Source organism: Rickettsia endosymbiont of Urophora cardui (genome assembly GCF_964030725.1).
GTDB lineage: Bacteria > Pseudomonadota > Alphaproteobacteria > Rickettsiales > Rickettsiaceae > Rickettsia.
Genome location: NZ_CAXIPY010000006.1, coordinates 75057 through 100196, shown reverse-complemented (window position 1 = coordinate 100196; position 25140 = coordinate 75057). Strand labels below are relative to the sequence as shown.

Sequence of the window (25140 nt, the reverse complement as noted above, 5' to 3'; positions counted from 1 at the left end):
CAACATTAATCTCCTTTAAACCCTTTATCTATAAGCTTTCTATCTATCCCTTATCCTAAATTAGCGTTGATACACTCGCCACTTTTTTTAATAAAAATTTTTTGTCAAAACTTCAGTTTATAAGAAGGTTTGCCTGAACCTTGATTCTGTACATAATTACGTAATTTCTGCTCATCACCATGTTTACCTACTGTGCTCATAAAATATCCTTTACTCCAAAACTCACTTCCCCATAATTTTTCTTTAAGATTTGGATATTTCTCAAACATTTTCTTAGAAGTAATACTTTTTATGATTTGAGTTATTTTTGTTTGGGCTATACATTGGTATTGACTGTAATAAAAAATGTACGTGATCTTTATCTACTCCTATTTCTAAAAATCTAATTTCATAACGATCTTCTATGTGCTCACAAATTTTACACAAATAATCATCTAGTTCTTGATTGAATATTACTCTTCTATACTTTGCCGGCGTTACTAAATGATATATTAGTACCGTGACATTATGACTCTTATGTATATAACTGCTTTCTTCCATTCAAGTAGTATATCACGAAGCAGAGCTTCGGGGAATTAAACCCTGAGAGATTAAGATACTGACACTAAATTTGTGGGATGCCTTATTATATGACATATTAAACATTACCACCATGTAAGGACCTTAGTGAAATAAGCTATACAACGTAACCTCATCAATAAGCTTATCTATATGTTTAAATTCTTCACTTGTAACTAAATTGTGCATATGTTTTACCTTTTTTTATAATAAATAACTATATAAATTTCTGCCGTTTCTTTTTAGCCATAATTTAGCCGGTTGGTATTCGGGATAAATATCCTCAACTAGCTGCCAAAAATTTTTGCTATGGTTCATTTCCTTTAAATGTGCCATTTCATGAGCTACTAAATATTTTAGAACTTCGTAAGGAGCAAAAACTATTCGCCAGTTAAAAGAAAGATTGCCGCAGCTAGAGCAGCTGCCCCATTTCGTAGTTACATTTTTCATTATTCTAATATTAGAATAAATTAAATTATGCTTTTTGGAAATGGTTTCTACTATAGCTTTTATTTCTGATAGTAATTTCTTTTTCAAAAATACTTCAATGCTAATTTTTTTAAGTACTTTGCTGCAATATACTTCCAATGCGTCATTTTGTAATTTCACCTGATTTTCAGGTGAATCAGTATGAATTATTTGATAATCTTTGCCTAAAATGGCAATCTTATTTTCTTCATTGATAGGTTTAGTTACGTTACGGCGTAATTTTTGCCTAACCCAATGTTCTTTACTTAGCAAAAAATTATAACCCCTTTCAGCTTTTACCTTAAGGGGTAATACAAGCTCAGCCCCTTTATGTGTAATTCGAATGCTAACATTCTTGGCCTGAGTGCTTCTTCTGACTGCTACATTCTGAGGATCACCATATTTAGTTAAAGTAATAAGCTCCATTTTAGAATGCGATATATTTAGTTGGGTCAATTGCTACTTTGCCTTTACGCATAGCTAGATACAACTTATCTTCCACATGCCCGATTATGCTAGTTTTAGTAACCTTATCGCCTTTTTTAACTGATAAATCTTTTAAGCCGGCATAAGCTACTTCTAGATCGTCTTTATCTAATTTGACTATTACTAAGTTACCGAATTGTGCATTATTTCCTGAAAATATAACAGTTCCTGAGCCTATAGAATTAACACTACTTTCTTCTAAAACAGCAATATCTATGCCTTTATTCTTCCCCTCTTTAAACTCGGTAACAATCTCGCCATCTAGAGGTTTCTCAAAAATTAATTTTGTTATTTCTTCATCATGTTTTGTGGTAGGAATCACGACAGCATCATTATCGTTTTCAGTAGTTTCTATTGCAGGCTCTTCTAAAGAGCCGCTTACTTCTAATTTAGGAGCTTCTTCTATAGTGCTACTAGTTATTATTCCCTCATCATTATCAATAACATTACCAGAATTACTAACGGTAATTCCTCTTTCTTTATACTCGATTGGGGCAGGAGGTTGATCAACGCAAGCAGTTAGAAAAAAGCATAATATAGTACTAAGTGTACACCGAATCAGTAGAGAATTAGCATACGAAGTTTTATTTGGACAAGAGCAAGGAATTTGTAGACCGAGGAACGGAGCGTACACACTTAGTACGTGAGTACCGAAGGAGCTGCAAAGATGATGTAGCCAATTTTTCAAATAAAACGAGTATGCAACAGAGTATTTCATATATTTAATAAGATTATTATATTGTGTTAGTCAATAAATTATACTTATTATATAATTCTTATCATTCATTTTCCATTAAAAAAATTAATGTCCCCCTACGGGGATAAAAAATCCCTCGCCTTCAGGCGAAGGGAAGATATAATGAAGTTGCTTTAGCAACGAATTTATAAAAAGATATGAGAAGTTATAGAAAAAATAGTCATAGCCAGTATGATTTAAAAGTACATATTATATGGATACCAAAGTATAGAAAAAGAGCATTGGTAGGAAAAGTAGCTGAGAGAGTCAGGGATTTATTAAGGCAAATTTGCATGGAACATGAAGCATATATAGTCTATCCGCCAAAAACACTTCAAATCCTGATCATTTGTAATGGGATAGAGTTTTGACAACAAATTGCTAAGATTTTCAATAAAAATTAATAAGTTATGTTAAGAGTCTTTTGCAATGATTGTGTAAATTTTTGTTGAGCCTATATTAGAAGTAATTAAAAATATAGGTAACAGAAATGCAAATAGAGAAGAATAAAAAAATAAATGAAGCAATAGATTTGCTGATAGAAGGCGGAGTAGATTTAAAAACAGTACTAAGTCAGAATGGATTAATTAAGGAATTAACCAAGGGTATTTTAGAGCGAGCACTGCATGCTGAGATGTCAGAACATTTAGGTTATAGCAAGTATGATAGAGCTGAAACTGAGAATGCGAGGAATGGTAGTTTTAGTAAGAATCTGATTAGTGAGAATGGTACTATAGAGCTAAATGTTCCAAGAGACAGACAAGGTAAATTTGAACCTATAATAGTCTCAAAGAAACAAACAAGAATAGATGGCTTAGACCAAAAGATAATATCCTTATATGCGAAGGGTATGAGTGTGTCTGATATTAAAACACAATTGCAAGAATTATATGGAGCTGAGATCAGTGAGAGCCTAATCAGCAGGATTACAGATGAAGTAATAGATGAGGTCAAGATTTGGCAGAGTAGACCTCTTGAATCAGTATACCCTATAGTATATTTTGACTGTTTAGTAGTGAAAGTAAGACAAGATAAACTTATTATTAATAAATCAGTATATGTAGCTTTAGGAATAGATTTATCTGGCAGAAAGGATATTTTAGGCTTATGGATAAGTGAGAATGAAGGAGCTAAATTTTGGCTTGGTAATTTTACTGAAATGAAGAATCGAGGAGTAAAAGATATCTTAATTGCTTGTAGTGATAATCTAACTGGTATGTCTGATGCTATTGCATCAGTATATCCGAAAACTGAACATCAAATTTGTATTGTCCATCAGATCAGGAATAGCCTCAAATATGTATCATATAAAGATAGAAAGCAATTAGCAGCGGATTTGAAACTAATCTATACTTCTGCTACTGAAAAAGAAGCAGAATTAGCTCTTGAGTCATTTGATCAAAAATGGAGTAAGCAATATCCGCATATAGCTAAATCTTGGTATAATAATTGGGATAATTTGATAATTTTCTTGCAATATCCAAAGGAGATTCGTAAGATTATTTACACTACAAATGCGATAGAATCGCTGAATAGCCAATTGAGAAAAGTTACTAAGAATAAACGCATCTTTCCAAATGATGACGCAGTATTTAAAGTTTTATATCTGACAATTGATTATATTACCAAAAAATGGTCTATGCCTATCCCCAATTGGAATGAAGCTATGGCTCATTTTATGATCAAATTTGATGGTAGAATTTAATGGTTCACGAAATTTACACAATTGATGAGACAGAGCCTATGTTAATTTTTACTGATACATTTCTGTGTTGGTCTAATTTTGATATGGAGCTATTGTTAACGATTTTTTATCGTTCATCTAGTTTTTGCATGATGATATTTTTGATTTATGTGGAGTTAGACACGATTTGTAAATGATTTGCAATGCATCGTAAATTCAAACCAATAGCAGAGATTATTGGATTGATAATATCTCCTATCATACCTTTCAAGAAGTTTCTACCCATCCGACCATATTGCTTTAAGTGACCTATTATTGGTTCTATGGCACTGCGTCTCTTGATCATAGACTTGTCCTCTTGTAACAACTTCTTCCGCGTTTTTGGGGTATATACCTTACTCTTCTCCTTTACATTGCTACCACTATACCCAAGATCAACAAATGATTTCTTTATCTTGATTCCAGTGACACTCTCTACTGCTTCAAAGCTCTGATGCAATGTATGACCATCATAAGGATTATTATGAAACGATTTTGCGGATAAAACAAAATTTCTACGACCACTTACTACTACCGCTACTTTATTGCCAAACTCATATGGCTTGTTGCGTTTTCCCTTTCCTATACACTCTACTTCAGGGGCATGAAAACTATATAATACTTTGTTATCTTCTTTATATTGCTTTTTAGCTTCTCTTTTTAAAACAGATTGGTTATGTATTTGTTTTATTTTTTGCAATACTTCTTGATTTTTGAGAGACAAGTTTAATTGCTTATTTTTGATCTCACGCTCACATACTCTAATCAAACGACCCAGTAATATTTTTAAATGCTTCATTATTTTCCAACGCTTCTTGGCTTTACTATGTTCTTTATATTTCCATAGCTTTACTATATCGCGTTTATAGGTTCTAGCGTATGTTTCATTCAAATGTATACCCAAACTGTTGCAAAGCTTTACTATGCTAAGCCTAGCTTTATCCATTAAATAAACATCGTGTGGGTGTTTGATATTCTTAATTTGTACAGTCGTATCAGCGATGATTAATTCCAAATCTTTTTTTTTAATTGTGTTAGTTTTTATCCCAACCCTGATCAACTCCGATAATATCTCATTATATCCAGCTTCACCTAATACACTACGAAACCGTCGTATACTAGTTTCCGAGATAGCTATGTCTTTTTCTATATATTCCCACCCGCAGAAATACTGCCAATACATATTCTCTTTTAGCTCTTCCTCTGATAATGAATCTGAAAAATTATACATTGCTTGTAGCATCGTTATGCCAAGCATCACTCTATGACATTTTCTATTTCTACCAAATTTCTTAATACAAACATTTTTTGATAACCACTCTTCGAGCCTAGACCAATTTATTAATTCTCTTAATTTATATAGCTTATTATTTGGGTTTAATTCTTCTTTTAATTTATAACCAAACAGTTTCCCTTGTTCTTGCGATTTGATAATGTTGTCTATTGGCATTGACTGAAATCCATAAGGTTTATGACCATATTTTATCATTTTCTTACGGATTGTTGTATTACTTCTTGTCTTAAAACCATATTATCTATAAGGCTTGTAGAGTTTTGGCGGACGGACTATATAATTTCAGGTAAAGTATCTTGTGATCATGTTCATATATTTATTTCATACCGTCCTCAAGTGGCTTTAAGTAAGCTTGTACAATATCTAAAAGGGAGTAGCTCAAGAATATTATTGCAAGAATTTGCTCATTTAAGGAAACAATTTTGGGGTAATCATTTTTGGGCTAGAGGATATATGGCAGTGAGTTCAGGTAATATTACTGACGAAATGATACAGCAGTATATTGATGAACAAGAAGGTGAGCCAGTAAATGATGATCGATTTCTAATCGATTCCACTTTATAACCCCTCAGCTTATAGCTGAGGGTTGTTTAGTTATGAAAACTTACGATATTGTTATACTGAAGTTTTGACAAAAAATTTTTAAAATGATGCTCCTCGCAGCAGAGCTACGAGGTATCTAAAAAAGTTTTAGTTGTTTCTTATGATATCACGAAGCAGAGCTTCGGGGAATTAAACCCTGAGAGATTAATCCACTGCTCGCTAATTTTACAAAAATCATCGACAAAACAAAATAATGCAGTAATATCTTTCTTCATGGGGATACTCTTGTTTTTTTGCTAAAAATTATATAGAGTATCTTCTATCCCTTGTAAATACTTACTTCCAAACCTAGATTAATCCAGAATTCAGGTTCATAAAATATCCTTTACTCCAAAACTCACTTCCCCATAATTTTTCTTTAAGATTTGGATATTTCTCAAACATTTTCTTAGAAGTAATACTTTTTATGATTTGAGTTATTTTTGTTGGGCTATACATTGGTATTGACTGTAATAAAAAATGTACGTGATCTTTATCTGAAGTTTTGACAAAAATTCAGTTGATTGAATATTACTCTTCTATACTTTGCCGGCGTTACTAAATGATATATTAGTACTGTGACATTATGACTCTTATGTATATAACTGCTTTCTTCCATTCAAGTAGTATATCACGAAGCAGAGCTTTGGGGAATTAAACCCTGAGAGATTAAAAAAAGTGGCGAGTGTATCAATCTATAATTTGTATTATATATCAAATAATTTACTTTAAATTGTAGAAATATCGCTTTTAAGCTGATAAAAGCACTAAATATTTAACTTTAAATATAAATTTTTACTTTAGTCAGAAAAATTAGAATTTTTGTCAAAACTTCAGATCTTGAATATATATCTGACAGTCAAAATTTAACTGACAATCAGGTGCGAAATTTATAGTGTCTGTAAGATCAAATCTTGACTTCTACAAATATTCACAATATTCTTTAATAGGGCAGATTTCACAATCGGGTTTTCGTGCTTTGCAAATATATCTGCCGTGCAGGATTAGCCAGTGATGGGCGTGACTTAGCCATTTTCCATCGATAATTTGCAGCAGCTCCTTTTCAACTGCTTCAGGGGTATTACCTTTAGCAAGCCCTATTCTTTTTGCTACTCTAAATACATGGGTATCAACTGCCATTGTTGGCAAGCCAAATAAACAATTAAGTATAACATTTGCGGTTTTTCTGCCTACTCCCGGTAGTTTAACTAACTCTTCAAAATTATTCGGCACTTTGCTATCATAATTGTTTATCAATATTTGACATGAGGCAATAACATTTTTTGCTTTGCTATTAAATAGTCCTATAGATTTTATGTATTTTTTTAAGCCCTCTTCACCAAGCCCTAAAATTTTTTCTGGTGTGTCATAAATTTCAAATAAAGATTTAGTCGCTAAATTCACTGACATATCTGTTGCTTGAGCTGATAATATTACCGCTACTAATAGGGTAAAATCGTTTTTATAAACTAATTCAGTTTTTGGGTTTTCATTATTCGTGCTAAAAACTTCAAAGATTTTATTAACTATTTCTGCTTGCATGGTGTATAATGTTACAAATAAAATTAAACATATCAGGTTTTTAATGTTAGAAAATAAAAGTTTTAAATTTATAGAAAATGAGATAAAAAATAATAAAGTAGTATTATTTATGAAAGGCACTAAGGAAGCTCCTATGTGTGGGTTTTCTGGTAAAGTAGTTGCTATTTTGACTAAGCTAGGAACAGAATTTCGTGATATTGATGTGTTATCAGATCCCGAGTTACGTGAGTCTTTAAAAGTTTTTAGCGATTGGCCTACATTCCCACAATTATATATTAATGGCGAATTAGTTGGCGGCTGCGATATCGTAACAGAACTATATAATAATGGCGAACTTGAGAAAATGCTGAAATAGTATTGTCATACCGCGATCAAGTCGCGGTATGACGGATTTGAATCATGAACAAAAACTTTGAATACCCTGAAATAGCAAGTATCGAACAGCCGGCAAAAAAGCTAGTAGTGTTGCTGCACGGTGTCGGTTCGGACGGTCACGATTTAATAGGATTAGTTCCTTATATCAAAGACGATTTACCGGATTGTCATTTTATTTCGCCGCATGGCATCGAGCCTTATGATATGGCTCCATATGGCAGACAATGGTTTAGTTTACAGGATCGTAGCCCTGATAATATATCTAAGCTTCTGGTAAAAAATATTTCTAAGCTTGAAGGTATAATAAAGCAAAAACAAGAAGAGCTAAATTTAACCAATAAAGATACAATAATTATTGGATTTTCTCAAGGTACTATGATTGGGTTATATTTAACTCTCATTCAAAAAGAGCCATTTTATTGTACTGTAGGTTTTTCGGGTGCATTAATTCCGCCTGCTGAGATTAATAATAAGACCACGCCTATATGCTTGATTCATGGAGAGCTGGATGATGTAGTAAGTGTTAATGAAATGTATAACGCTTCGTACTATTTATCCAAATATCATATACCTCATAGCGGGCATAAATTAACGAGACTTAGCCATTCAATAGATGGTAGAGGGATTGAGATTGCTGTTAATTTTATAAATGGATGTCATTGCGAGCAGCCGTAGGCTGCGTAGCAATCTCAGGATTTTTATTGTCATCCCGTGGCGGCTTTGTTGCGTGGATTATTCTCCCCCTGTCATCCCGTGATTTATTCACGAGATCCAGCTAAAAAATACTAATAAAATTAGTATTTTTTATTATTTTCTAGATGCCGTGGTCAAGCAACTAGATGACACCGAGGACGTTTTTTGATCCACGCGGGCATGCCATACGGGAATGACATAAATATATAACAAAACCAAATAAATACTTGAGGCATAATGAACATTTTTAATAATAAATTACAAGAAATAGATAAAGAAATTTTCGAAATAATTAAGCACGAGAAAGCTCGTCAAAATAGCGTGATTGAGCTTATTGCCTCTGAGAATTTCGTAAGCCCTGCGGTGCTTGAAGCTCAAGGATCGGTGCTGACTAATAAATATGCTGAAGGATATTCAGGTAAGCGTTTTTATAATGGCTGCGAAGAAGTGGATAAGGCTGAAAATTTGGCGATAGAGCGAGCAAAAAAGCTATTTAACTGTAAATATGCCAACGTGCAACCTCATTCCGGTTCGCAAGCAAATCAAGCTGTATATCTTGCTTTAATGCAGCCTGGTGATACTGTGCTTGGTATGTCTTTAGATAGCGGTGGGCATTTAACGCATGGCTCAACTGCTAATATGTCAGGTAAGTGGTTTAATGCAGTTTCTTATAGCGTCGATAAAGAGACTTACTTAATTGATTATGATGAAGTTGAACGCTTAGCAATTTTACATAAGCCAAAATTGCTTATAGCTGGTTTTTCAGCTTACCCACGCAATCTTGATTTTGCTAAATTCAGAGAAATAGTGGATAAAGTAGGAGCATATCTTATGGCTGATATCGCTCATATTGCGGGGTTAGTTGCGGCAGGTGAGCATCAAAGCCCTATTCCGCACGCTCATATTGTTACCTCAACTACCCATAAAACACTTAGAGGACCAAGAGGTGGCTTAATTTTGTCTAACGATGAAGAGATAGGCAAAAAAATAAATTCTGCTTTATTCCCGGGTTTGCAAGGTGGACCATTAATGCATATAATAGCTGCAAAAGCTGTAGCATTTTTAGAAAGCTTGCAGCCGGAATATAAAAGCTATATAAAACAAGTTATAATTAATGCCAAGGCTCTAGCTAGTAGCTTGCAAGAGCGAGGATATGATATATTAACAGGTGGCACTGATAATCATATTGTGCTAGTGGATTTACGAAAAGACGGCATTACCACCGGTAAAATCGCTGCTAATTCTTTAGATAGAGCAGGTATGACTTGCAATAAAAATGCTATTCCTTTTGATGAAACTTCGCCTTTTATTACTTCAGGTATTAGGCTCGGTACACCAGCCTGCACTACTAGAGGATTTAAGGAAAAAGATTTTGTGCTAGTTGGTCATTTAATAGCTGATATTTTAGATGGTTTAAAGGATAACGAAGATAATAGCAAAGCCGAACAGAAAGTATTAAGCGAAGTAACAAAATTAATTAAATTATTTCCATTTTATGACTAATTTAGATAGACATCTTTCCAAATTCGCTTATAGAGAGGAATTTGCAGGAAACACGGAAGCGCTTGCCACCGCAGCGTACAAAGAAGTACGTGAGGATGCGAGTACCGGATTGACGCCCAAATTACCTCTAGAAGTAGAATTTGGAAAGATGTCTAAAAGACCTAATTGGATAAAGGTTAAAGCTCCTAACTCTTCAGAGTATTATAATACAAAAGATTTAATCAAAAATCTCAAGTTAAATACTGTGTGTGAGGAAGCTGCTTGCCCTAATATCGGTGAATGCTGGTCAAAGAAACATGCAACTGTGATGATCTTAGGTTCTGTCTGTACTAGAGCTTGCAGGTTTTGTAACGTTAAAACTGGTAGACCGGATTTGCTTGATCCGCATGAACCGCAAAGGCTAGCGGAAGCAGTACAAAAGCTGGGTCTTAAACATGTAGTAATTACTTCGGTTGATCGTGATGATTTAGAAGACGGCGGAGCTACACATTTTGCAGAGTGCATTAGTGAAATTCGCAAATCTTCACCAAATACTACTATCGAGATTTTAACCCCTGATTTTTTAAGAAAAGATGGAGCTGCTGAAATAATAGCGAACGCAAAACCTGATGTTTTTAACCATAATGTTGAGACTGTCCCGTTTTTATATAAAACGATTAGACCAGGAGCTAGATATTATACTTCTCTAAGCTTACTCCATAACATCAAGAAATTATCACCGGAAGTTTTTACAAAATCTGGTATGATGGTAGGGCTTGGGGAAGAAATCAGCGAAGTAGTGCAAGTTATGGATGATTTAAGGGAAGCAGAGGTTGATTTTCTAACTATTGGGCAGTATCTACAACCTACGAAAAATCACGCAGAAGTGGCAAAATACGTTACTCCTGAAGAGTTTAAATATTTAGAGCGAGTAGCACGCACAAAAGGATTTTTGATGGTTTCCGCAAGCCCACTAACCCGCTCTTCATACCATGCTGACGAGGATTTTGAGAAGTTAAAGGAAAATTATAAGCATCGTCATTGCGAGGAAAGGCGAAACCTTGACGTGGCAATCTCATAAAACAGTATAAGTTCCTGAGATTGCTTCGTCAAAACTTACAGTTTTTCTGAGTTCAGACGACAAAAATTATATAATAATGATAAACGTAGAGATTATAAAAAACTACAGCAAATGGCGTGAATATAAGCAAATAGGTAAATTCCAGTATTAATTAAGCCAGATTTATATTTTCTTCCCATACCTCATTGGGTGTTTTATAACCGAGCACTTTTCTTGGTAAATTATTTAAAAAATCCTCAATTTCTTGTAATTGCTTTATTGTTAATTTTTTTATATCTAAAGATTTAGAGTATACTCTGTGCACCATTGAGTTAATCTTCTCTATCAATGGTTTTTGCCATGGAGAATAAGGATTGCAAAAATATACTTTTCGTTCAGATTTTGGCAATAGTTGTTCATGATTGGTAAATTCTTTGCCATTATCTAGTCCGTCCGCCAAAACTCTACAAGCCTTATAGATAATATGGTTTTAAGACAAGAAGTAATACAACAATCCGTAAGAAAATGATAAAATATGGTCATAAACCTTATGGATTTCAGTCAATGCCAATAGACAACATTATCAAATCGCAAGAACAAGGGAAACTGTTTGGTTATAAATTAAAAGAAGAATTAAACCCAAATAATAAGCTATATAAATTAAGAGAATTAATAAATTGGTCTAGGCTCGAAGAGTGGTTATCAAAAAATGTTTGTATTAAGAAATTTGGTAGAAATAGAAAATGTCATAGAGTGATGCTTGGCATAACGATGCTACAAGCAATGTATAATTTTTCAGATTCATTATCAGAGGAAGAGCTAAAAGAGAATATGTATTGGCAGTATTTCTGCGGGTGGGAATATATAGAAAAAGACATAGCTATCTCGGAAACTAGTATACGACGGTTTCGTAGTGTATTAGGTGAAGCTGGATATAATGAGATATTATCGGAGTTGATCAGGGTTGGGATAAAAACTAACACAATTAAAAAAAAAGATTTGGAATTAATCATCGCTGATACGACTGTACAAATTAAGAATATCAAACACCCACACGATGTTTATTTAATGGATAAAGCTAGGCTTAGCATAGTAAAGCTTTGCAACAGTTTGGGTATACATTTGAATGAAACATACGCTAGAACCTATAAACGCGATATAGTAAAGCTATGGAAATATAAAGAACATAGTAAAGCCAAGAAGCGTTGGAAAATAATGAAGCATTTAAAAATATTACTGGGTCGTTTGATTAGAGTATGTGAGCGTGAGATCAAAAATAAGCAATTAAACTTGTCTCTCAAAAATCAAGAAGTATTGCAAAAAATAAAACAAATACATAACCAATCTGTTTTAAAAAGAGAAGCTAAAAAGCAATATAAAGAAGATAACAAAGTATTATATAGTTTTCATGCCCCTGAAGTAGAGTGTATAGGAAAGGGAAAACGCAACAAGCCATATGAGTTTGGCAATAAAGTAGCGGTAGTAGTAAGTGGTCGTAGAAATTTTGTTTTATCCGCAAAATCGTTTCATAATAATCCTTATGATGGTCATACATTGCATCAGAGCTTTGAAGCAGTAGAGAGTGTCACTGGAATCAAGATAAAGAAATCATTTGTTGATCTTGGGTATAGTGGTAGCAATGTAAAGGAGAAGAGTAAGGTATATACCCCAAAAACGCGGAAGAAGTTGTTACAAGAGGACAAGTCTATGATCAAGAGACGCAGTGCCATAGAACCAATAATAGGTCACTTAAAGCAATATGGTCGGATGGGTAGAAACTTCTTGAAAGGTATGATAGGAGATATTATCAATCCAATAATCTCTGCTATTGGTTTGAATTTACGATGCATTGCAAATCATTTACAAATCGTGTCTAACTCCACATAAATCAAAAATATCATCATGCAAAAACTAGATGAACGATAAAAAATCGTTAACAATAGCTCCATATCAAAATTAGACCAACACAGAAATGTATCAGTAAAAATTAACATAACTTATTAATTTTTATTGAAAATCTTAGCAATTTGTTGTCAAAACTCTATCCCATTACAAATGATCAGGATTTGAAGTGTTTTTGGCGGATAGACTATCTAACGTTATGCTTTTGATTATATGCGACAATTGTTTAAGTTTTTTATTCATGTTACCAATCACATCTTGTGTTCTTTTTGAACGGTTTAAAGTGAGAAACACTTTTTGTGTTCTGATATCCACAAGAGCGCCTATATTACGACTTTGATTACCTTTGTTAAAAGTTAAATCACCTTCTAAATGACCTATTGCTGCTATCTTTCTATTTATCTCTGGTCTTTCAGTAATGGAAACTCGATTTGGTATTGTAATTCTTTTGTTTCTGATTCTTGTACCATGATGCAACCTATTTTTCCTTTTTCTTGCTAAAGATAAATATAATTTTTGCCTTTGTGCTATAGGAGATGTATAAATAAACTGGTATATACTCTCTGTAGAAATATTGACAGTATCTCGTGATAGTTTACGTCTACCTGAAATTATATCTGGTGAAATACCCTGTGTTAACTGCTTTATTATTTCTGCTCGTAAATTATTATCAATATCTAATTTTCTTTTTCTCTTACCTTGCCTTAAACTGCAAGCAAGTGTGTTAGCCCTATCTGGTCTATAATTATGCCTCATTCTCTTGAGTTCATAACATATAGTGCTTTTATCACGGCCAATCTTTGTCCCTATATATCGCGAGCTATAACCACTCTTATTCATTTCGTATATTTTAAATCTTTCATCTATCGTTAAATGAGCCATGATATATCTATATTTAAATGATGCTCCTCGCAGCAGAGCTACGAGGTATCTAAAAAAGTTTTAGTTGTTTCTTATGATATCACGAAGCAGAGCTTCGGGGAATTAAACCCTGAGAGATTAAAAATTGATTATATCTGGCTTAATTAATTATAGAACTTTCCCTTGTTTATTAGTGGGAGATGACACCTTATTGTCAAAGCAATACAGTAAGAGGATCGAGCTTGTAAATTATCAATATTCTGGGGCTGTACATGATGTTATACCTGGTATAGGAATGGTAAACTTACTGCATTACAATACTCAAATTGATCAATCTACTCCTGTAGATTATAGAATATATGATAAAGAAACTGATGGTAAAACAAAGAACGAGCATTTTTGTGATATGCTTACTTTAGCTAAAGAAAGAGGTATCAAGCCTGATGCTATAGTTATGGATGCTTGGTATAGTGGTTTGGATAATTTAAAACATATACGTAGTCTATCCGCCAAAAACACTTCAAATCCTGATCATTTGTAATGGGATAGAGTTTTGACAACAAATTGCTAAGATTTTCAATAAAAATTAATAAGTTATGTTAATTTTTACTGATACATTTCTGTGTTGGTCTAATTTTGATATGGAGCTATTGTTAACGATTTTTTATCGTTCATCTAGTTTTTGCATGATGATATTTTTGATTTATGTGGAGTTAGACACGATTTGTAAATGATTTGCAATGCATCGTAAATTCAAACCAATAGCAGAGATTATTGGATTGATAATATCTCCTATCATACCTTTCAAGAAGTTTCTACCCATCCGACCATATTGCTTTAAGTGACCTATTATTGGTTCTATGGCACTGCGTCTCTTGATCATAGACTTGTCCTCTTGTAACAACTTCTTCCGCGTTTTTGGGGTATATACCTTACTCTTCTCCTTTACATTGCTACCACTATACCCAAGATCAACAAATGATTTCTTTATCTTGATTCCAGTGACACTCTCTACTGCTTCAAAGCTCTGATGCAATGTATGACCATCATAAGGATTATTATGAAACGATTTTGCGGATAAAACAAAATTTCTACGACCACTTACTACTACCGCTACTTTATTGCCAAACTCATATGGCTTGTTGCGTTTTCCCTTTCCTATACACTCTACTTCAGGGGCATGAAAACTATATAATACTTTGTTATCTTCTTTATATTGCTTTTTAGCTTCTCTTTTTAAAACAGATTGGTTATGTATTTGTTTTATTTTTTGCAATACTTCTTGATTTTTGAGAGACAAGTTTAATTGCTTATTTTTGATCTCACGCTCACATACTCTAATCAAACGACCCAGTAATATTTTTAAATGCTTCATTATTTTCCAACGCTTCTTGGCTTTACTATGTTCTTTATATTTCCATAGCTTTACTATATCGCGTTTATAGGTTCTAGCGTATGTTTCATTCAAATGTATACCCAAACTGTTGCAAAGCTTTACTATGCTAAGCCTAGCTTTATCCATTAAATAAACATCGTGTGGGTGTTTGATATTCTTAATTTGTACAGTCGTATCAGCGATGATTAATTCCAAATCTTTTTTTTTAATTGTGTTAGTTTTTATCCCAACCCTGATCAACTCCGATAATATCTCATTATATCCAGCTTCACCTAATACACTACGAAACCGTCGTATACTAGTTTCCGAGATAGCTATGTCTTTTTCTATATATTCCCACCCGCAGAAATACTGCCAATACATATTCTCTTTTAGCTCTTCCTCTGATAATGAATCTGAAAAATTATACATTGCTTGTAGCATCGTTATGCCAAGCATCACTCTATGACATTTTCTATTTCTACCAAATTTCTTAATACAAACATTTTTTGATAACCACTCTTCGAGCCTAGACCAATTTATTAATTCTCTTAATTTATATAGCTTATTATTTGGGTTTAATTCTTCTTTTAATTTATAACCAAACAGTTTCCCTTGTTCTTGCGATTTGATAATGTTGTCTATTGGCATTGACTGAAATCCATAAGGTTTATGACCATATTTTATCATTTTCTTACGGATTGTTGTATTACTTCTTGTCTTAAAACCATATTATCTATAAGGCTTGTAGAGTTTTGGCGGACGGACTACGTAATTTAGGTTGGATATGGGTTACCAACCTAAGAAAAAATAGAAAAGTTAATCGTAATGTTAGCTTGGAAACTTTAGAGATTCCCGATGAAGGGCTAAAAATTCACCTACGTGGATACGGTTGGGTTACGGTATTTAAGTTTGTGGCAAAAAATGGTCGCATTGATTACATAACAACTAATTTAGAGAATCCTACACGTGAGCAAATAGAGAAAATTGTTAAGGCGCGTTGGTCTATAGAAGTTTATCATCGAGAATTGAAACAAACTTGTGGTATTGAATGCTGTCAGGCACGCACGGGTCGAGCTCAAAGAAATCATATTTGCCTTGCTGTATTGGCCTGGCTTGATATGAACAAAAGGAGGATAAATGAAAACATTACTTTATATCAACAAACTTGGGAAGTTATAAAAACATCAATTCAGAACAACATTAAATGGCTTCTAACTAATACACAATTTTGCTAAGTGCGAAACTCCTGCCTATATATCGCGAGCTATAACCACTCTTATTCATTTCGTATATTTTAAATCTTTCATCTATCGTTAAATGAGCCATGATATATCTATATTTAAATGATGCTCCTCGTAGCTCTGCTGCGAGGAGCATCATTTAATTATAGAACTTCCCTTCATTCTCACTTATCCATAAGCCTAAAATATCCTTTCTGCCAGATAAATCTATTCCTAAAGCTACATATACTGATTTATTAATAATAAGTTTATCTTGTCTTACTTTCACTACTAAACAGTCAAAATATACTATAGGGTATACTGATTCAAGAGGTCTACTCTGCCAAATCTTGACCTCATCTATTACTTCATCTGTAATCCTGCTGATTAGGCTCTCACTGATCTCAGCTCCATATAATTCTTGCAATTGTGTTTTAATATCAGACACACTCATACCCTTCGCATATAAGGATATTATCTTTTGGTCTAAGCCATCTATTCTTGTTTGTTTCTTTGAGACTATTATAGGTTCAAATTTACCTTGTCTGTCTCTTGGAACATTTAGCTCTATAGTACCATTCTCACTAATCAGATTCTTACTAAAACTACCATTCCTCGCATTCTCAGTTTCAGCTCTATCATACTTGCTATAACCTAAATGTTCTGACATCTCAGCATGCAGTGCTCGCTCTAAAATACCCTTGGTTAATTCCTTAATTAATCCATTCTGACTTAGTACTGTTTTTAAATCTACTCCACCTTCTATCAGCAAATCTATTGCTTCATTTATTTTTTTATTCTTCTCTATTTGCATTTCTGTTACCTATATTTTTAATTACTTCTAATATAGGCTCAACAAAAATTTACACAATCATTGCAAAAGACTCTACTCATTTTTTTGTCTTGATTTTTCATGTATGGACCTCCTGTAGAATGCAAGAAAAAAATAACATCAATAATAAAAACAAACAAATGCAGTCATGTATCCGGCTTATAGCTGATAAATCAACCTAATTTATTCTACAGCCCTGATGGAATTCGCTGGCTTACAAACTATATACTTATCAGTCCATCGGCTTCTAAAAGAGCCACTGAAAAACGCAGTTTTTTTGTAAGCTAAGGTTTGTCTTATTTACCATCAATATTAATTATCTCAAGCATATTTCGGGTTGGAATCTCTTACATATTGTTTTGCTTTTACCTATTCATTATATAAATCACCATTTATTTTACTTATAAGTGCTATGCTACACACTCTTTAGCTACAAACTTTACTCTCTACATAATCATCTCCTGATCTTAGTACAGCAAACACCACTCTTGCCAACTTATTAGCTATGGCAACTGTCGTTTTATTATGGCTACTTCGCTCAGATAAATTAAACATCCATTTCGTAAATTGGCTAAAATCTTTTTTAGATTTCTGTTCTTCCGATGTAAATCTTATCTTGGCATTTAGTACAGCTCTAGCCCCTTGAATTAATAAAGTGCGTAAGTATACATCACCTCGCTTGCTAATTCCCAGCAGCTTATCCTTCCCACCACTTGAATGTTGTCTTGGCACTAATCCTAGCCATGCCGATAATTGCCTGCCATTCTCAAAACTTGTAGCATTACCTATTGATGCTATTAAAGCAGTAGCAGTAATTAAACCAAGACCAGGTATAGCTCTTAATCGTTGATATTGAGTTAGGTTACTTGCTATCATTGTTAATCGTTTTTCTATCTCTTTTATTTTTCTGTTATTATCTAAGAATTCTTCTTTTAGTTCACTAAATGTTTGATAACTTAACTGGCTTAATTTCCCTGCATCTAAAATCTCAATTAATTTTGTGATAACCTTATTAATGCCTTGAGGAACAATAAAACCAAACTCATGTAGTAGCCCCCTAATTTCATTAGCAAGTGCTGTACGATTTTTTACCAATCTCTCTCTTACCCTATGTATTGATAAAATTTCTTGTTGCTCTATAGTTTTAATTGCAACAAATCTCATATTAGGTCTTGTCACGGCTTCACATATCGCTTCAGCATCTGCTTGATCATTTTTATTAGTTTTAACATATGGTTTGACAAATTGCGGTGCCATTAGTTTTACTTCATGCCCTAATTTAGTTATTTCTCTTGCCCAATAACTAGAACCACCACAAGCTTCCATCCCTACTAAACATTGTGGTAAATTAGCCATAAATGTCAAAACCTGATCTCTCATCAATTTTTTCTTTAATACTGTCTTGCCATTTTTATCTACACCATGAATTTGAAAAATTCTTTTTGCAATATCTATACCAATTGTAGTAACCTCCATATGGACCTCCTTAATTGTTGTTTTAATATGTTAAATATTAACCCTAGAAGATTAGCAACTGCTTTTCATTCTCTATATCAGGAGGTCCATACCATTAGTCCACTATCAACCTTTTCTGCAAACAGCGTAATTGCTTCCCATTATAATTCCCATGATACTTTTCTGTCAAATATGCTAATATGGTAGTTGCTTGCAACTCCGGTGCTGATTCTAGCATTGATTCTATTTCATCCCAGTGCTTCACAAATGGATCCTTACGTGTCCTATATTTACGTATTGTGCGTAATTCGCTTGGATACTTATTAATACGTAAATACTTACGTGCCGTTTTTACACTCATACCTGCTTTTGCAGCAGAAATTATCTGATTATATTTTTTGATCTTTTGCATTAAAATACCTACTTGGTTATTTGTACATGTCATCAGTAATTCTCGAATAATATTTAAATATTTAAAAATAAATTTTTATTCGATTTTACTGTCCATAGTTACTTCTTTTTTATAGGTAATTTTAATGTTCGTTGAGGGTAATTCTAATATTCGTTAGTCAAAATTCTACCATCAAATTTGATCATAAAATGAGCCATAGCTTCATTCCAATTTGGGGATAGGCATAGACCATTTTTTGGTAATATAATCAATTGTCAGATATAAAACCTTAAATACTGCGTCATCATTTGGAAAGATGCGTTTATTCTTAGTAACTTTTCTCAATTGGCTATTCAGCGATTCTATCGCATTTGTAGTGTAAATAATCTTACGAATCTCCTTTGGATATTGCAAGAAAATTATCAAATTATCCCAATTATTATACCAAGATTTAGCTATATGCGGATATTGCTTACTCCATTTTTGATCAAATGACTCAAGAGCTAATGGTAAATTCCAGTATTAATTAAGCCAGATTTATATTTTCTTCCCATACCTCATTGGGTGTTTTATAACCGAGCACTTTTCTTGGTAAATTATTTAAAAAATCCTCAATTTCTTGTAATTGCTTTATTGTTAATTTTTTTATATCTAAAGATTTAGAGTATACTCTGTGCACCATTGAGTTAATCTTCTCTATCAATGGTTTTTGCCATGGAGAATAAGGATTGCAAAAATATACTTTTCGTTCAGATTTTGGCAATAGTTGTTCATGATTGGTAAATTCTTTGCCATTATCTAACGTTATGCTTTTGATTATATGCGACAATTGTTTAAGTTTTTTATTCATGTTACCAATCACATCTTGTGTTCTTTTTGAACGGTTTAAAGTGAGAAACACTTTTTGTGTTCTGATATCCACAAGAGCGCCTATATTACGACTTTGATTACCTTTGTTAAAAGTTAAATCACCTTCTAAATGACCTATTGCTGCTATCTTTCTATTTATCTCTGGTCTTTCAGTAATGGAAACTCGATTTGGTATTGTAATTCTTTTGTTTCTGATTCTTGTACCATGATGCAACCTATTTTTCCTTTTTCTTGCTAAAGATAAATATAATTTTTGCCTTTGTGCTATAGGAGATGTATAAATAAACTGGTATATACTCTCTGTAGAAATATTGACAGTAGGTAAATTCCAGTATTAATTAAGCCAGATTTATATTTTCTTCCCATACCTCATTGGGTGTTTTATAACCGAGCACTTTTCTTGGTAAATTATTTAAAAAATCCTCAATTTCTTGTAATTGCTTTATTGTTAATTTTTTTATATCTAAAGATTTAGAGTATACTCTGTGCACCATTGAGTTAATCTTCTCTATCAATGGTTTTTGCCATGGAGAATAAGGATTGCAAAAATATACTTTTCGTTCAGATTTTGGCAATAGTTGTTCATGATTGGTAAATTCTTTGCCATTATCTAACGTTATGCTTTTGATTATATGCGACAATTGTTTAAGTTTTTTATTCATGTTACCAATCACATCTTGTGTTCTTTTTGAACGGTTTAAAGTGAGAAACACTTTTTGTGTTCTGATATCCACAAGAGCGCCTATATTACGACTTTGATTACCTTTGTTAAAAGTTAAATCACCTTCTAAATGACCTATTGCTGCTATCTTTCTATTTATCTCTGGTCTTTCAGTAATGGAAACTCGATTTGGTATTGTAATTCTTTTGTTTCTGATTCTTGTACCATGATGCAACCTATTTTTCCTTTTTCTTGCTAAAGATAAATATAATTTTTGCCTTTGTGCTATAGGAGATGTATAAATAAACTGGTATATACTCTCTGTAGAAATATTGACAGTATCTCGTGATAGTTTACGTCTACCTGAAATTATATCTGGTGAAATACCCTGTGTTAACTGCTTTATTATTTCTGCTCGTAAATTATTATCAATATCTAATTTTCTTTTTCTCTTACCTTGCCTTAAACTGCAAGCAAGTGTGTTAGCCCTATCTGGTCTATAATTATGCCTCATTCTCTTGAGTTCATAACATATAGTGCTTTTATCACGGCCAATCTTTGTCCCTATATATCGCGAGCTATAACCACTCTTATTCATTTCGTATATTTTAAATCTTTCATCTATCGTTAAATGAGCCATGATATATCTATATTTAAATGATGCTCCTCGCAGCAGAGCTACGAGGTATCTAAAAAAGTTTTAGTTGTTTCTTATGATATCACGAAGCAGAGCTTCGGGGAATTAAACCCTGAGAGATTAAAAATTGATTATATCTGGCTTAATTAATTATAGAACTTTCCCTAAATTCTTTATCTTGATTTCCATGTAAATACCTAAGATCTAATGACTTCATACGCTTACTTAATGTTGTATAGTCTGGACATCTAATAGATAAACCCGATATTTCAAAGAGCCAGTTTATAAAGCCGTGGGTTTGGCGTAACTTAAGACCGAATAAGCATCTGATCTTCAAACACTGTAATATAGCGTGATCACTATAGCGTCTAGGTCTTCCTCGTTTCATTTCCTCTCTGTAATCAGCATACCAGCCAATCGCCAAATCACTGGCAATCATAAAATCTATGCGACCCCTATTGCGTAAAAAATTATTATATTCTGACCAATTCGTTATTTTATATTTAGAATACTTGCGTGATTTACTAAAAGGGGTTTTCTTCCGAGATCTCATATAATCTGGATTATTTTTAATTCAGGACATCTTACCAGATTATAACCACTCTTGCTCTACAAATCTTATTTATGCAACAAAGCCCTACTGCATCTCTTATATCTATAGCTCGGCTATCAGGATTATTTGCTAAAAATTCAATTATATTCTCCTTATTAGTAAACCTAGCATCACGTCCACTTTGCAGATGTTGTCTTGAGCTGTAGTCTCCATTTTCTTTATAACGTCTAATCCAATTTGATATCGTATGACGCTCTATACCTAATAAGTCTGATATTGCTTTTATTCTATATTTAGAGGTTTTGTGAAGACTGATTACCCTATCTCTTAAATCCTGACTGTATGCTTTCATCTCTACCGTAGTTAAAATCATTATCTTACATTATTCTAAGGAATAATTCTAGTCGCGTTAGCTATAAAAGATCAGTAACTTAACATGAAAAGATGTATCATAACTGTATATTATTTAGTAGATAATTTTTGTAAAATATATGAAGAATGGATAGAACACCGTCTATTATCAACAAATCAGCAAAGGCATAGAATAGGAAAATTAAGTCTTGCAGAATTGATGACAATAGTCATATATTTTGGCTCTGTCTCATCAATTGTGTAAATTTCGTGAACCATTAAATTCTACCATCAAATTTGATCATAAAATGAGCCATAGCTTCATTCCAATTGGGGATAGGCATAGACCATTTTTTGGTAATATAATCAATTGTCAGATATAAAACCTTAAATACTGCGTCATCATTTGGAAAGATGCGTTTATTCTTAGTAACTTTTCTCAATTGGCTATTCAGCGATTCTATCGCATTTGCAGTGTAAATAATCTTACGAATCTCCTTTGGATATTGCAAGAAAATTATCAAATTACCCCAATTATTATACCAAGATTTAGCTATATGCGGATATTGCTTACTCCTGAAGTTTTGACAAAAAATTTTTAATGATGCTCCTCGCAGCAGAGCTACGAGGTATCTAAAAAAGTTTTAGTTGTTTCTTATGATATCACGAAGCAGAGCTTCGGGGAATTAAACCCTGAGAGATTAAAAATTGATTATATCTGGCTTAATTAATTATAGAACTTTCCTTTGATGGTAGGATTTAATGGCTCACGAAATTTACACAATTGATGCAACAGAGCCTAACTGGCATAAAGAAGAAAATGAAGAATAAACTTATGCCATTATTTGAAAAAATATTATTACGCAAACGCTCAATTATCGAAACAGTATTTAGTGTGCTGAAGGGTGCTTTCGAGATCGAACATACAAGACATAGATCAATTTGGAATGCCTTTGTACATATCTTATCCGCCCTAATTGCATACTGTATGAAACCTAACAAACCTGCTATATCTCAAAATTAGCTAATCCAGAATTCAGGTTGAGAGATTAAATGCCACTTATTAAACAAAATGTTTGAAATTGGTAAACCTGTGTCTGTTGGCTAGGCTAGCATTGCGGGGTTAGGGGCAGTATATTCAAAAGCTTATTTATGCAACAAAGCCATGAACTCCTAGCTCTTTTGAACAGGAGTTTCGCACTTAGCAAAGTTGCGAATCAGTTAAAAGCCATCTGATATTGTTTTGAATTGATGTTTTTATAACTTCCCAAGTTTGTTGATATAAAGTAATGTTTTCATTTATCCTCCTTTTATTCATATCAAGCCAGGCAAATACTGCAAGGCAAATATGATTTCTTTGAGCTCGGCCCGTGCGTGCCTGACAGCGTTCAATACCACAAGTTTGTTTTAATTCTCGATGATAAACCTCTATAGACCAACGTGCCTTAACAATTTTCTCTATTTGCTCACGTGTGGGATTTTCCAAGTTCGTTGTTATGTAATCAATGCGACCATTCTTTGCCACAAACTTAAATACCGTAACCCAACCGTATCCACGTAGGTGAATTTTTAGCCCCTCATCGGGTATCTCTAAACTTTCCAAGCTAACATTATGATTAACTTTTCTATTTTTCCTTAGGGTGGTAACCCATAGCCAGCCTAAATTACGTATATGTTTTAAATTCTCCAACCCGCTATACCAAGCATCCATGACTATGGCATCAGGATTGAGACCTCTTTCTTTAGCTAAAGTAAGCATATCACAAAAATGCTCATTCTTTGTTTTACCATCAGTGTCTTTATCATATATTCTATAATCTACGGGAGTAGATTGAGCAATTTTAGTATTGTAATGTAGTAAGTTTACCATTCCTATACCAGGTATAACATCATGTACAGCTCCAGAATATTGATAACGTACAAGCTCAATCTTCTGACTGTATTGCTTTGATAATAAGGTGTCATCCCCCACTAATAAACACGGTGCTTCCCAATCTATATATTTTGACACTTCCTTATAGATTTCGCTAGGACGAAAATCCTTACTCTTTAACCATCGACTTGCACTATCGTGAGATAGATCTACTGGACTCACTTCAGATAATGCCTTGCTAGTATATCTGACACTACTTGCTTGTAAAAATGATTTATATAAGTCCTTGCTACATTTTGTTCTTGTCATTTTTATCTAAAACTATTTTTCTCTAGATTAACATACTTTTTGCTAAGTGCGAAACTCCTGTTGAAGTTGATCTTCGTCTATCTACTATAATTTCACATCCTTAAATATTGCTAATTCAAACCTATTATGACTTCTTTAAAGGGAGTTTTGGGGAAAGGTCAATGATATTTTTACCACATTTATATAGCACTATTTGTATTTTATAGTATTTTAGCCTTTAAACTCATAAAATAATGATATATACTAACCTCATAGTTTTAGTTAGTTTAAACTTGTTATCTAACTGAATAATTTAAATTTTAATAAATTATAACCTCAAGGAGTTTAATTATGAAAATAACAAAAATAACATTAGCTTTTCTTGCATTATTTGTGCTTGCAGGGTGTAATAAAACCAAAAGAGCGTCACATGGTTGTGGAATGAATCAATCAGAAGAAACATCTATAATGAAAGATTTTGAAAAGCAAGCAGGTAATGCTGTATGGTTTGCTTTCGATAGTTCTGCTTTATCTGAAAAAGCTAAAGAAGAATTACAAAGACAAGCTTGCTGGTTATCAAGACATCCTCATGTAAAAGCTACTGTCGAAGGACATTGTGATGAAAGAGGTACTAGAGAGTATAACTTAGCTTTGGGTGAAAGAAGAGCACAAAAAGCTGCAGAATTCCTAAAACATAAAGGAATTGAGCATCATAGAGTAAGCACAATATCTTATGGTAAAGATAGACCTGCTATGATGGGTAACACTGAAGAAGCTTTTGCTTATAATCGTAGAGCTGTAACAGTTGTACATCGCTAAAAATTTCTAAATCATCAGATTTAGTATTTATAGGAAAGGTCGAGTAATTA

The 25140-nt window shown here is 33.1% G+C and carries 20 protein-coding genes and 13 pseudogenes; 13 read left to right on the top strand and 20 right to left on the bottom strand.

All coding sequences use genetic code 11. The features are described 5' to 3' along the window. Positions 1-104 precede the first annotated feature (104 nt). From tnpA (AAHI98_RS08080) to AAHI98_RS08070, 3 genes and pseudogenes are all read right to left on the bottom strand, one after another. Positions 105-540: pseudogene (tnpA, locus tag AAHI98_RS08080) on the bottom strand (IS200/IS605 family transposase). Positions 541-762: 222 nt separating this feature from the next. Continuing rightward, complete coding sequence (locus tag AAHI98_RS08075) at positions 763-1452, bottom strand: M48 family metallopeptidase (RefSeq protein ID WP_342225591.1); 690 nt, start codon at positions 1450-1452, stop codon at positions 763-765. Position 1453: 1 nt separating this feature from the next. Continuing rightward, positions 1454-2230 (bottom strand): murein hydrolase activator EnvC family protein, encoded by a 777-nt coding sequence (locus tag AAHI98_RS08070; protein WP_410526223.1) that lies wholly within the window; start codon positions 2228-2230, stop codon positions 1454-1456. Between the two features lie 176 nt (positions 2231-2406). On the opposite strand from AAHI98_RS08070, the pseudogene AAHI98_RS08060 reads away from it, so the two are divergent. Both AAHI98_RS08060 and AAHI98_RS08055 read left to right on the top strand, forming a co-directional pair. Next, positions 2407-2565: pseudogene (locus AAHI98_RS08060) on the top strand (transposase); the annotation flags it as partial. 173 nt (positions 2566-2738) lie between these two features. Continuing rightward, positions 2739-3953 (top strand): IS256 family transposase, encoded by a 1215-nt coding sequence (locus tag AAHI98_RS08055; protein WP_342224662.1) that lies wholly within the window; start codon positions 2739-2741, stop codon positions 3951-3953. 145 nt (positions 3954-4098) lie between these two features. Here the strand turns inward: AAHI98_RS08055 and AAHI98_RS08050 are convergent, their stop codons facing one another. Then, the gene (locus AAHI98_RS08050; RefSeq protein ID WP_342224717.1) at positions 4099-5460 is read right to left on the bottom strand and encodes an IS5 family transposase; all 1362 of its coding nucleotides are present in this window, start codon (positions 5458-5460) and stop codon (positions 4099-4101) included. A 78-nt stretch (positions 5461-5538) separates the two neighbouring features. Here AAHI98_RS08050 and tnpA (AAHI98_RS08045) point away from each other — a divergent pair. Next, positions 5539-5829: pseudogene (gene tnpA, locus AAHI98_RS08045) on the top strand (IS200/IS605 family transposase); the annotation flags it as partial. A 327-nt stretch (positions 5830-6156) separates the two neighbouring features. On the opposite strand, the gene AAHI98_RS08040 reads toward tnpA (AAHI98_RS08045), so the two are convergent. The 3 genes from AAHI98_RS08040 to nth all read right to left on the bottom strand — a co-directional run bounded on the left by AAHI98_RS08040 (position 6157) and on the right by nth (position 7389). Continuing rightward, entirely contained in the window at positions 6157-6306 is a 150-nt protein-coding gene (locus tag AAHI98_RS08040; RefSeq protein WP_342225587.1) for a transposase, read from the bottom strand. Positions 6307-6340: 34 nt separating this feature from the next. Further along, positions 6341-6466 (bottom strand): hypothetical protein, encoded by a 126-nt coding sequence (locus tag AAHI98_RS08035; protein WP_342225586.1) that lies wholly within the window; start codon positions 6464-6466, stop codon positions 6341-6343. A 302-nt stretch (positions 6467-6768) separates the two neighbouring features. Beyond that, entirely contained in the window at positions 6769-7389 is a 621-nt protein-coding gene (gene nth / locus AAHI98_RS08030) for an endonuclease III (RefSeq protein ID WP_342225585.1), read from the bottom strand. Between the two features lie 43 nt (positions 7390-7432). Between nth and grxD the strand changes: the two genes are divergently transcribed. From grxD to lipA, 4 genes are all read left to right on the top strand, one after another. Then, positions 7433-7744, top strand: coding sequence for a Grx4 family monothiol glutaredoxin (grxD, locus tag AAHI98_RS08025; RefSeq protein ID WP_342225584.1), 312 nt, complete (start codon positions 7433-7435; stop codon positions 7742-7744). A 44-nt stretch (positions 7745-7788) separates the two neighbouring features. After that, positions 7789-8439 carry an alpha/beta hydrolase family protein gene (locus tag AAHI98_RS08020; RefSeq protein WP_342225583.1) on the top strand — a complete coding sequence of 217 codons (651 nt, stop codon included), beginning with the start codon at positions 7789-7791 and terminating at the stop codon, positions 8437-8439. A gap of 255 nt (positions 8440-8694) precedes the next feature. Continuing rightward, complete coding sequence (gene glyA / locus AAHI98_RS08015; protein ID WP_342225582.1) at positions 8695-9960, top strand: serine hydroxymethyltransferase; 1266 nt, start codon at positions 8695-8697, stop codon at positions 9958-9960. A gap of 148 nt (positions 9961-10108) precedes the next feature. Then, positions 10109-11020: a lipoyl synthase gene (gene lipA, locus AAHI98_RS08010; RefSeq protein WP_410526241.1), complete on the top strand. Its 912-nt coding sequence runs from the start codon at positions 10109-10111 to the stop codon at positions 11018-11020. A gap of 151 nt (positions 11021-11171) precedes the next feature. Here lipA and AAHI98_RS08005 read toward each other — a convergent pair. Continuing rightward, positions 11172-11447 (bottom strand): annotated as a pseudogene (locus AAHI98_RS08005) (transposase); the annotation flags it as partial. Between the two features lie 77 nt (positions 11448-11524). Here AAHI98_RS08005 and AAHI98_RS08000 point away from each other — a divergent pair. Continuing rightward, on the top strand, positions 11525-12886 hold the full coding sequence (locus tag AAHI98_RS08000; protein ID WP_342224717.1) for an IS5 family transposase: 1362 nt from the start codon (positions 11525-11527) through the stop codon (positions 12884-12886). Positions 12887-13051: 165 nt separating this feature from the next. On the opposite strand, the pseudogene AAHI98_RS07995 reads toward AAHI98_RS08000, so the two are convergent. Next, positions 13052-13783, bottom strand: a pseudogene (locus tag AAHI98_RS07995) (IS30 family transposase); the annotation flags it as partial. A gap of 160 nt (positions 13784-13943) precedes the next feature. Here AAHI98_RS07995 and AAHI98_RS07990 point away from each other — a divergent pair. Further along, a pseudogene (locus AAHI98_RS07990) lies at positions 13944-14267 on the top strand (IS701 family transposase); the annotation flags it as partial. A 198-nt stretch (positions 14268-14465) separates the two neighbouring features. Here AAHI98_RS07990 and AAHI98_RS07985 read toward each other — a convergent pair. After that, complete coding sequence (locus AAHI98_RS07985; RefSeq protein WP_342224717.1) at positions 14466-15827, bottom strand: IS5 family transposase; 1362 nt, start codon at positions 15825-15827, stop codon at positions 14466-14468. A 77-nt stretch (positions 15828-15904) separates the two neighbouring features. On the opposite strand from AAHI98_RS07985, the pseudogene AAHI98_RS07980 reads away from it, so the two are divergent. Then, positions 15905-16375, top strand: a pseudogene (locus tag AAHI98_RS07980) (transposase); the annotation flags it as partial. 151 nt (positions 16376-16526) lie between these two features. Here AAHI98_RS07980 and AAHI98_RS07975 read toward each other — a convergent pair. From AAHI98_RS07975 to AAHI98_RS07940, 8 genes and pseudogenes are all read right to left on the bottom strand, one after another. Continuing rightward, positions 16527-17174 (bottom strand): annotated as a pseudogene (locus AAHI98_RS07975) (IS256 family transposase); the annotation flags it as partial. Positions 17175-17618: 444 nt separating this feature from the next. Further along, complete coding sequence (locus AAHI98_RS07970) at positions 17619-18668, bottom strand: IS110 family RNA-guided transposase (RefSeq protein ID WP_342224642.1); 1050 nt, start codon at positions 18666-18668, stop codon at positions 17619-17621. Between the two features lie 94 nt (positions 18669-18762). Beyond that, entirely contained in the window at positions 18763-19092 is a 330-nt protein-coding gene (locus AAHI98_RS07965; RefSeq protein ID WP_342224746.1) for a hypothetical protein, read from the bottom strand. A gap of 110 nt (positions 19093-19202) precedes the next feature. After that, positions 19203-19545, bottom strand: a pseudogene (locus tag AAHI98_RS07960) (transposase); the annotation flags it as partial. Positions 19546-19564: 19 nt separating this feature from the next. Then, a pseudogene (locus AAHI98_RS07955) lies at positions 19565-20227 on the bottom strand (IS30 family transposase); the annotation flags it as partial. Between the two features lie 19 nt (positions 20228-20246). Continuing rightward, entirely contained in the window at positions 20247-21209 is a 963-nt protein-coding gene (locus AAHI98_RS07950; protein ID WP_342224646.1) for an IS30 family transposase, read from the bottom strand. Between the two features lie 139 nt (positions 21210-21348). Next, on the bottom strand, positions 21349-21759 hold the full coding sequence (locus AAHI98_RS07945) for a transposase (protein ID WP_342225578.1): 411 nt from the start codon (positions 21757-21759) through the stop codon (positions 21349-21351). Between the two features lie 31 nt (positions 21760-21790). Next, positions 21791-22132: a helix-turn-helix domain-containing protein gene (locus tag AAHI98_RS07940; protein WP_342225577.1), complete on the bottom strand. Its 342-nt coding sequence runs from the start codon at positions 22130-22132 to the stop codon at positions 21791-21793. Between the two features lie 63 nt (positions 22133-22195). Here AAHI98_RS07940 and AAHI98_RS18610 point away from each other — a divergent pair. Then, positions 22196-22351: pseudogene (locus tag AAHI98_RS18610) on the top strand (IS982 family transposase); the annotation flags it as partial. 37 nt (positions 22352-22388) lie between these two features. Here the strand turns inward: AAHI98_RS18610 and AAHI98_RS07935 are convergent. Beyond that, positions 22389-22685 (bottom strand): annotated as a pseudogene (locus AAHI98_RS07935) (transposase); the annotation flags it as partial. A 224-nt stretch (positions 22686-22909) separates the two neighbouring features. Between AAHI98_RS07935 and AAHI98_RS07930 the strand changes: the two are divergent. Further along, positions 22910-23134, top strand: a pseudogene (locus AAHI98_RS07930) (transposase); the annotation flags it as partial. Between the two features lie 177 nt (positions 23135-23311). On the opposite strand, the gene AAHI98_RS07925 reads toward AAHI98_RS07930, so the two are convergent. Then, positions 23312-24292, bottom strand: a complete 981-nt coding sequence (locus AAHI98_RS07925) for an IS701 family transposase (protein WP_342224659.1) — start codon at positions 24290-24292, stop codon at positions 23312-23314. Positions 24293-24622: 330 nt separating this feature from the next. Between AAHI98_RS07925 and pal the strand changes: the two genes are divergently transcribed. After that, the gene (gene pal / locus AAHI98_RS07920) at positions 24623-25090 is read left to right on the top strand and encodes a peptidoglycan-associated lipoprotein Pal (protein ID WP_342225576.1); all 468 of its coding nucleotides are present in this window, start codon (positions 24623-24625) and stop codon (positions 25088-25090) included. Positions 25091-25140 lie beyond the last annotated feature (50 nt).

Bases quoted from the DNA above. Each gene is read 5' to 3' on its own strand.
- AAHI98_RS07985 (WP_342224717.1), bottom strand. From the start codon at position 15,827: ATGATAAAATATGGTCATAAACCTTATGGATTTCAGTCAATGCCAATA.
- AAHI98_RS08070 (WP_410526223.1), bottom strand. From the start codon at position 2,230: ATGAAATACTCTGTTGCATACTCGTTTTATTTGAAAAATTGGCTACAT.
- AAHI98_RS07945 (WP_342225578.1), bottom strand. From the start codon at position 21,759: ATGAGATCTCGGAAGAAAACCCCTTTTAGTAAATCACGCAAGTATTCT.
- AAHI98_RS08055 (WP_342224662.1), top strand. From the start codon at position 2,739: ATGCAAATAGAGAAGAATAAAAAAATAAATGAAGCAATAGATTTGCTG.
- AAHI98_RS07970 (WP_342224642.1), bottom strand. From the start codon at position 18,668: ATGGAGGTTACTACAATTGGTATAGATATTGCAAAAAGAATTTTTCAA.
- AAHI98_RS08075 (WP_342225591.1), bottom strand. From the start codon at position 1,452: ATGGAGCTTATTACTTTAACTAAATATGGTGATCCTCAGAATGTAGCA.
- glyA (WP_342225582.1), top strand. From the start codon at position 8,695: ATGAACATTTTTAATAATAAATTACAAGAAATAGATAAAGAAATTTTC.
- pal (WP_342225576.1), top strand. From the start codon at position 24,623: ATGAAAATAACAAAAATAACATTAGCTTTTCTTGCATTATTTGTGCTT.
- AAHI98_RS08000 (WP_342224717.1), top strand. From the start codon at position 11,525: ATGATAAAATATGGTCATAAACCTTATGGATTTCAGTCAATGCCAATA.
- AAHI98_RS07950 (WP_342224646.1), bottom strand. From the start codon at position 21,209: ATGGCTCATTTAACGATAGATGAAAGATTTAAAATATACGAAATGAAT.
- nth (WP_342225585.1), bottom strand. From the start codon at position 7,389: ATGCAAGCAGAAATAGTTAATAAAATCTTTGAAGTTTTTAGCACGAAT.
- grxD (WP_342225584.1), top strand. From the start codon at position 7,433: ATGTTAGAAAATAAAAGTTTTAAATTTATAGAAAATGAGATAAAAAAT.
- lipA (WP_410526241.1), top strand. From the start codon at position 10,109: ATGTCTAAAAGACCTAATTGGATAAAGGTTAAAGCTCCTAACTCTTCA.
- AAHI98_RS07925 (WP_342224659.1), bottom strand. From the start codon at position 24,292: ATGACAAGAACAAAATGTAGCAAGGACTTATATAAATCATTTTTACAA.
- AAHI98_RS08035 (WP_342225586.1), bottom strand. From the start codon at position 6,466: ATGGAAGAAAGCAGTTATATACATAAGAGTCATAATGTCACAGTACTA.
- AAHI98_RS08020 (WP_342225583.1), top strand. From the start codon at position 7,789: ATGAACAAAAACTTTGAATACCCTGAAATAGCAAGTATCGAACAGCCG.
- AAHI98_RS08040 (WP_342225587.1), bottom strand. From the start codon at position 6,306: ATGTATAGCCCAACAAAAATAACTCAAATCATAAAAAGTATTACTTCT.
- AAHI98_RS08050 (WP_342224717.1), bottom strand. From the start codon at position 5,460: ATGATAAAATATGGTCATAAACCTTATGGATTTCAGTCAATGCCAATA.
- AAHI98_RS07965 (WP_342224746.1), bottom strand. From the start codon at position 19,092: ATGACATGTACAAATAACCAAGTAGGTATTTTAATGCAAAAGATCAAA.
- AAHI98_RS07940 (WP_342225577.1), bottom strand. From the start codon at position 22,132: ATGATTTTAACTACGGTAGAGATGAAAGCATACAGTCAGGATTTAAGA.